Raw genomic sequence first — 6,044 nt, forward strand, 5'->3', positions numbered from 1 at the left:
TTCTTAGCGATAAATTGAATAGGTTTTTGGGTCAAAGGACTCGCGGACGGCTTCACCCACAAAGGTCACAAGAGTGAGTAGTGCCACCAAGGTGCCAAATGCTGAAGTCACGATCCAGGGTGCGGTTCGCAAGTTTGCCGTACCCTGTTTGAGGAGCTCTCCAAGACTCGGGGTCGGTGGTGGTAAACCGAAACCGAGAAAATCCAAGGCGGTAATCGCTGAAACAGCGCCAACGATGGTGAACGGCATGAAGGTCACCAATGTGGAGAGAACGTTGGGCAATATGTGCCGGAAGATAATGCGAGAGTTGGACGCGCCGATGACGCGCGCGGCGGCAACATAGTCCCGGGCCTTTTCTTTGTACGTCTCTGTACGCATGTAGTAGGTCATACCTGTCCAGGAAAACAACACCATGACCATTAACAGAATAACGATGCGGGTCGGCACTGAAAACGCGGCGGGTATCACCGAGAATATGATGATGACCATGTAAAGAAAGGGAACGTTTGACCAGATCTCGATGAGTCTCTGGAATAACAAATCGAAAACGCCGCCGAAGTACCCCATGGAACAGCCGATGGCGATGCCGATGAGGTACACCGACAACATAAAACCGATAGAGAAGATCAGTGCGATGCGCGTGCCGTAAAATAGTCTGGCGAGAATGTCGCGACTCGTCGTATCCGTACCGAGATAGTGTTGTTGCTCGGCGTTTGGTGCCAGAGGCGTGAAAATACCTCCGGGGGCATGGTTCTCATATGCGTTGTAAGGCACAAGCGGCATGAGTAGCCAGTTGCCACTATTGTCCTTGGTAAACTGCTCTTTGAGGTCTCGATAGTTGACCTCGTAGTCATAGTCGAGACCGAAGTCCGTGCCCGGATGGAAGGCCGTGTACGTGGGGAAGTACAGCTCGCCCTCGTAGCTGACGAGCAATGCTCTACTGTTTATCAGTAGTTCACCAAAGCTGAGTAAGACCATAAGCCCCGCAAGAATCAGGAAACTGTAATACCCGCGTTTGATATGCCTAAAACGGCGAAGCTTCTTCAGAGTCTGGGGGTTGAGCTGCAGCATGGGTTAGCTGAATCGTATCCTTGGGTCCACGAGGGCGACGAGAACATCCGAGACAATATTGCCAATGAGTAGCAAAAGGCTGGCGAGCAATACCACACCCATGACCACCGGATAGTCTCTGTCCAAAATCGCACTAAGCCCCAGCAAACCAAAACCATCGATATCAAAAATGGTTTCGATAAGAAAAGAACCCCCGACGAGAAGCGTGATGTTTTGTCCGAAGGTCGTTGCGATGGGGATCAAGGAGTTGCGCATGGCGTGTCCGGTTACGGACTTGCGAAAGGAAACGCCCTTGGCAATGGCCGTGCGGATGTAGTCCGCGGCCAGATTGTCCATGAGATGGTTTTTTAGAAGAAGGGTAACTAGTGCAAAGCTCCCTACCAGGTAACAGATGAGCGGGAGCAGGGAATGATTCAGTAAATCCAGTGTTTTTTCCGCGGCGCTCAATTCGTCAAAGTTGAAGCTGACGAACCCTCCCATAGGAAACCATTCCAGTCGCACCGCAAAAAACAATATGAGGAGTGAGCCCAGGGCGTAGCCCGGGATAGCGTAGCCGACAAAAATCAGTACGGAGGATATGTTGTCCACGAACGTGCGGTGGCGAATAGCTTTGAGAATACCCAAAGGGATGCACACGGCATAAGTGAGGATGAGCGTTACGATGCCGTAGTAGAGCGATACCGGGAATCGTTCTTTGATGACGTCCCAGACCGGTTCATTGTATCGGTAAGAAGAACCTAGATCGCCCGTGACCACCTTGCCAAGCCATTCGGCGTAGCTTTGCAATAGAGGCTTATCGAAGCCGTAATACTCCTTTAGTGCTTCGAGTTGCTCGTCAGAAATTGCCATGCCTTGCCCGGCAACTTGACCGCCACCAGACTGACTCATTTGTTGCGTTTCCATGATTGCGCGCTCGAGCGGACCACCCGGCACAAGCCGAGTGATTGCGAAGACAATAATGGTTACACCCAGTAGGGTGGGCGGAATCAAGAGCAGACGCCGCAAAAAATAGTCGCGCATCAGTTGAGTGCGTTATCGATAGACCTCAGTGAGGGGGCAAAGTTACATGGCCATGATCGAGGGTGCAACAAGTGAATTAAGCTCCTGCGTCTGCGGTCCTGTCTGCCAATGCTTACTGGCTCAGAGACTTGTAAATGATATCGACCATGCGTTCCGCTGAGATAGATACCGATGAGTCTACTTCGCTATCAAAAGGGGCTGTAGGTTTGGCCGCTTGTATCTCTTCCAGTGTTTGTCCCGCAGCTATCATAGACGTTATTTCCTCTCGGATAGCCACAATCCGGTCGTGATGATTCTGTAAATCCAACTTACTGGCGAGGGGGCCGTGCCCCGGAATGATTCTGGTGTGCTCGTCACTTAGCGCAAGCGCTACCTTTGCGGCCTTAATGACGCCATCGATGTGACCGCCACTTTTAAGATCAATCCATGGGTAACGTTGGTTAAAAAATGTATCACCCATGTGTATGACGTTGGCTTCTTCGAAATGCACGATCACATCTCCATCGGTATGCGCATGGTGTACATGCACCCCCTTAATAGTTTGCTTGTTCACATGGAGTGTTAGGGAGTCGTTGAATGTCACTACAGGCAATGCTTCCGGCTCTGGCAGTAGAACTTCACCTGTGTCGGTGGTTTTGCCGTTCACGAGCCTTGAGCGCACTTTGTCATGAGCCATGATCAAAGCACCCTGTTTACCGAAGTTTTCATTCCCTCCTGTGTGGTCGCCGTGCCAATGGGTGTTCAGAATATATTCAACGGGGTGATCTGTAATGCCGGCGATCGCCGCGACGATCTTGTCCGTCAGTGGTGCGAACTGATCGTCGATGAGAAAGGTCGAGTCGTCTCCGGTGCTGAGGCCCATGTTGCCACCGCGGCCTGTGATCATGTAGATCCCGTCAGCGACCTGCTGCGCTTCGATTCGCGTGTCTTCCATTTGCGACTGCGCAAAGAGCGGTGCTGAACCAACCCAGAGAGCAGCCACTAATGCCAGTTTTGCGCGCGTCGTATCTGCTCGGATCAAAGGCGCAGCTCCGTGCTGCGCAATATCGGGATTTTTAATGGGCTTTCTCCGTGGCTCTTATAATTGATGCATCTGCAGGGTCATTGTAGCTGCTCGACGCACTCACCGTGGGTCAACTCCGAGGCCCTTCGTGGAGCATCGAAGTCGTCGCGTTTATATGGCAGAGTGTCAGGATTGGTTTTCCCTTACATAATTCGGAACTTACTCGTTTAGCCATGAAGACACCAAAGCGCCTTCAGCCTCTGATGGAAGAGGGGATTATCGACGAAGTCATCAGTCCGCTGATGAGCGGTAAAGAGGCCGATGTATTTATCGTTCGCAGCTCAGGGCAGATGCGCTGCGCCAAAATTTATAAAGATGCCGTAAAGCGTAGCTTTAAAAAAGCCGCCCAGTACACCGAGGGTCGTAAGGTGCGCAATAGTCGCCGTGCCCGCGCTATGGAAAAGGGCTCAAAGTTCGGGCGTAAGCAACAGGAGGAAACCTGGCAAAACGCGGAGGTGGACGCTCTCTATCGTCTGGCGCGCGCCGACGTTCGTGTTCCCCAGCCCTTCGGTTGCTTCGATGGCGTACTACTCATGGAATTGGTCACCGACGAAGATGGCGATGTCGCGCCACGACTGAACGACGTGTCCATGTCCGCGGAGCAGGCTCGCGAAGATCACGCATTAATGATGCAGTACGTGTTGCGGATGCTGGCGGCCGGTTTGATTCACGGCGATTTATCTGAGTTCAACATTTTGGTCGATGAAGACGGCCCGGTAATTATTGACCTCCCGCAGGCGGTGGATGCGGCTGGGAACAACAACGCGCAATCCATGCTTACCCGTGATATCCGCAATGTCACTGAGTATTACGCGCAGTTCGCCCCGGAATTGCTCGACACTCACTATGCCGAAGAGCTCTGGGGTCTGTTTGAAGAAGGCGATCTGAATCCGGAACACGAGCTTACGGGGTGGGCCGAGCTTGATACTCACGAAGCGGATACGGACTCTGTGATGGCAGAGATTCGCGCTGTGCTCGCCGAGGAAGAGGCTCGCCAGCGGCGTCTCAAGGCGGCGGAAAGCGACGAAGAACCAGAAAAAGAGCCCGGAGAGGACTACCAGGAAGGGCTTAATTAGTCACAACTCTGCGTGACGCTTAAGTTGTATAATTACCCTTTGCCTGTGTGCTCGCGTGTGACCCCGTTAAAGGGTTTGTTGCGAAGCCGGGCGCAGCATACTTTCTTTCGGTAATTCCCATGAGCACCCCAACGACCCCAGGCAGCTTCGATGAGCTGCAACTTCCTGTATTTCTGATGAAAGCACTCAGCGATGTGGGCTATGAAACACCTTCTGCCATTCAGACCATGACTATTCCTCCTCTTCTTGAGGGCAAGGATCTGGTAGGGCAGGCCCAAACCGGCACCGGTAAGACGGCGGCCTTTGCGCTGCCCATTTTGGCGCGCCTCGATCCCAAGCTGAACAAGCCTCAGGCGCTGGTGCTAGCGCCTACTCGCGAACTTGCTATTCAGGTGGCCGAAGCCTTTCAGAAGTACGCGCGACATAGTAAAGGCTTCAAGGTTCTGCCTATCTATGGTGGCTCGGACTATCGAACACAGCTGCGCCAGTTACAGCGCGGCGTTCACGTGATTGTTGGCACGCCGGGTCGCGTGATGGACCACATGCGTCGTGGTTCTTTGGATTTGTCTGAGCTGAAGACTTTGGTACTGGATGAAGCTGACGAAATGCTACGCATGGGCTTTATCGACGATGTGGAGTGGATTCTCGAGCAAACGCCAAACGAACGACAGATTGCCCTGTTTTCGGCAACGATGCCTGACGCTATTCGGCGTATCGCCAAGAAGCATTTAAACAAGCCCGAAGAGATTACGATCAAGCTTAAGACTGTGACCAATGCGTCCATACGTCAGCGAGTCTGGATGATGGGCGGTATGCACAAGCTCGATGCGCTCACACGTATTCTGGAGACGGAAGACTCTGACGGCGTGATCATATTTGTGCGAACGCGTATCGCGACCCAGGAACTTGCAGACAAGCTATCGGCTCGTGGTTACGCCACCGCAGCCTTGAATGGCGACATCCCCCAGAACCTTCGCGAGAAAACCGTTGAGAACCTGAAGAGGGGCGGTCTGGATATTTTGGTGGCGACGGATGTCGCTGCGCGGGGGCTGGATGTGGAGCGCATCAGTCACGTGATCAACTACGACATCCCCAACGATCCCGAGGCCTATGTCCATCGCATCGGGCGCACGGGGCGAGCAGGGCGCACCGGTGAAGCGATTTTGTTTGCGGCTAATCGTGAGCGTCGTTTACTGCGCACCATCGAGCGGGTGACGGGGCAAAAGATCGAGGCCATGGCACTGCCGACTCCAGAGCAGGTCAGTGACAAACGTGCTGCACGTTTTAAGGCGCGAATCACCGAGACGCTCGATACGCAGGATAGAGAATCTGCGAGAGCCCTGGTCGAATCCTATCAGCAGGAGTTTGGCGTCCCGATTATCGATATTGCCGCGGCACTGGTTGTGATGAATCAGGGCAAGGCCCCAGCTACACCGGCAGCTGAGCCAGCTCGGCAGTTTAAAGATAGACCTGTGCGAGAGAGTCGAGGGCAGGATCGAAATAAGGACAGGGATAGCCGCAAAGAGCGCGGAAAAGCACGTGACGCAGAAAGAGCGCCTAAGCCCCGTCGTGATAAAGAGGCGGTGGGTAAAGACGCTGATGTAGGGATGCAGCGCTACCGCGTCGAAGTAGGTCATCAGCACGGCGTTAAGCCCGGCAATATTGTGGGTGCTATTGCCAACGAAGCGGAAGTTGATGCGGAGTACATCGGACGCATTCAGATTGAAGACGATCATAGCTTTGTGGATTTGCCCGAGGGAATGCCCAAGGAAATCTTCAAACACCTGCAAACAGTCTGGGTAAGTGGGCAGAAG

Annotated in this window: 5 protein-coding genes; 2 read left to right on the forward strand and 3 right to left on the reverse strand. The window is 53.3% G+C overall.

The genetic code is table 11. The features are described 5' to 3' along the window. Positions 1-3 precede the first annotated feature (3 nt). The 3 genes from AB8B76_RS00560 to AB8B76_RS00570 form a co-directional block, all read right to left on the reverse strand. Positions 4-1,071, reverse strand: a complete 1,068-nt coding sequence (locus AB8B76_RS00560) for an ABC transporter permease (RefSeq protein ID WP_405268716.1) — start codon at positions 1,069-1,071, stop codon at positions 4-6. A 3-nt stretch (positions 1,072-1,074) separates the two neighbouring features. After that, positions 1,075-2,091, reverse strand: coding sequence for an ABC transporter permease (locus tag AB8B76_RS00565; protein WP_405268718.1), 1,017 nt, complete (start codon positions 2,089-2,091; stop codon positions 1,075-1,077). 112 nt (positions 2,092-2,203) lie between these two features. After that, complete coding sequence (locus tag AB8B76_RS00570) at positions 2,204-3,112, reverse strand: MBL fold metallo-hydrolase (RefSeq protein ID WP_405268721.1); 909 nt, start codon at positions 3,110-3,112, stop codon at positions 2,204-2,206. A gap of 215 nt (positions 3,113-3,327) precedes the next feature. Between AB8B76_RS00570 and AB8B76_RS00575 the strand changes: the two genes are divergently transcribed. Further along, complete coding sequence (locus AB8B76_RS00575) at positions 3,328-4,230, forward strand: PA4780 family RIO1-like protein kinase (protein ID WP_405268724.1); 903 nt, start codon at positions 3,328-3,330, stop codon at positions 4,228-4,230. A gap of 119 nt (positions 4,231-4,349) precedes the next feature. Next, a partial coding sequence (locus AB8B76_RS00580; RefSeq protein WP_405268727.1) for a DEAD/DEAH box helicase occupies positions 4,350-6,044 on the forward strand: 1,695 nt, incomplete at its 3' end.

Source organism: Congregibacter sp. (assembly GCF_045107095.1).
In the GTDB taxonomy this organism is placed as follows: domain Bacteria; phylum Pseudomonadota; class Gammaproteobacteria; order Pseudomonadales; family Halieaceae; genus Congregibacter.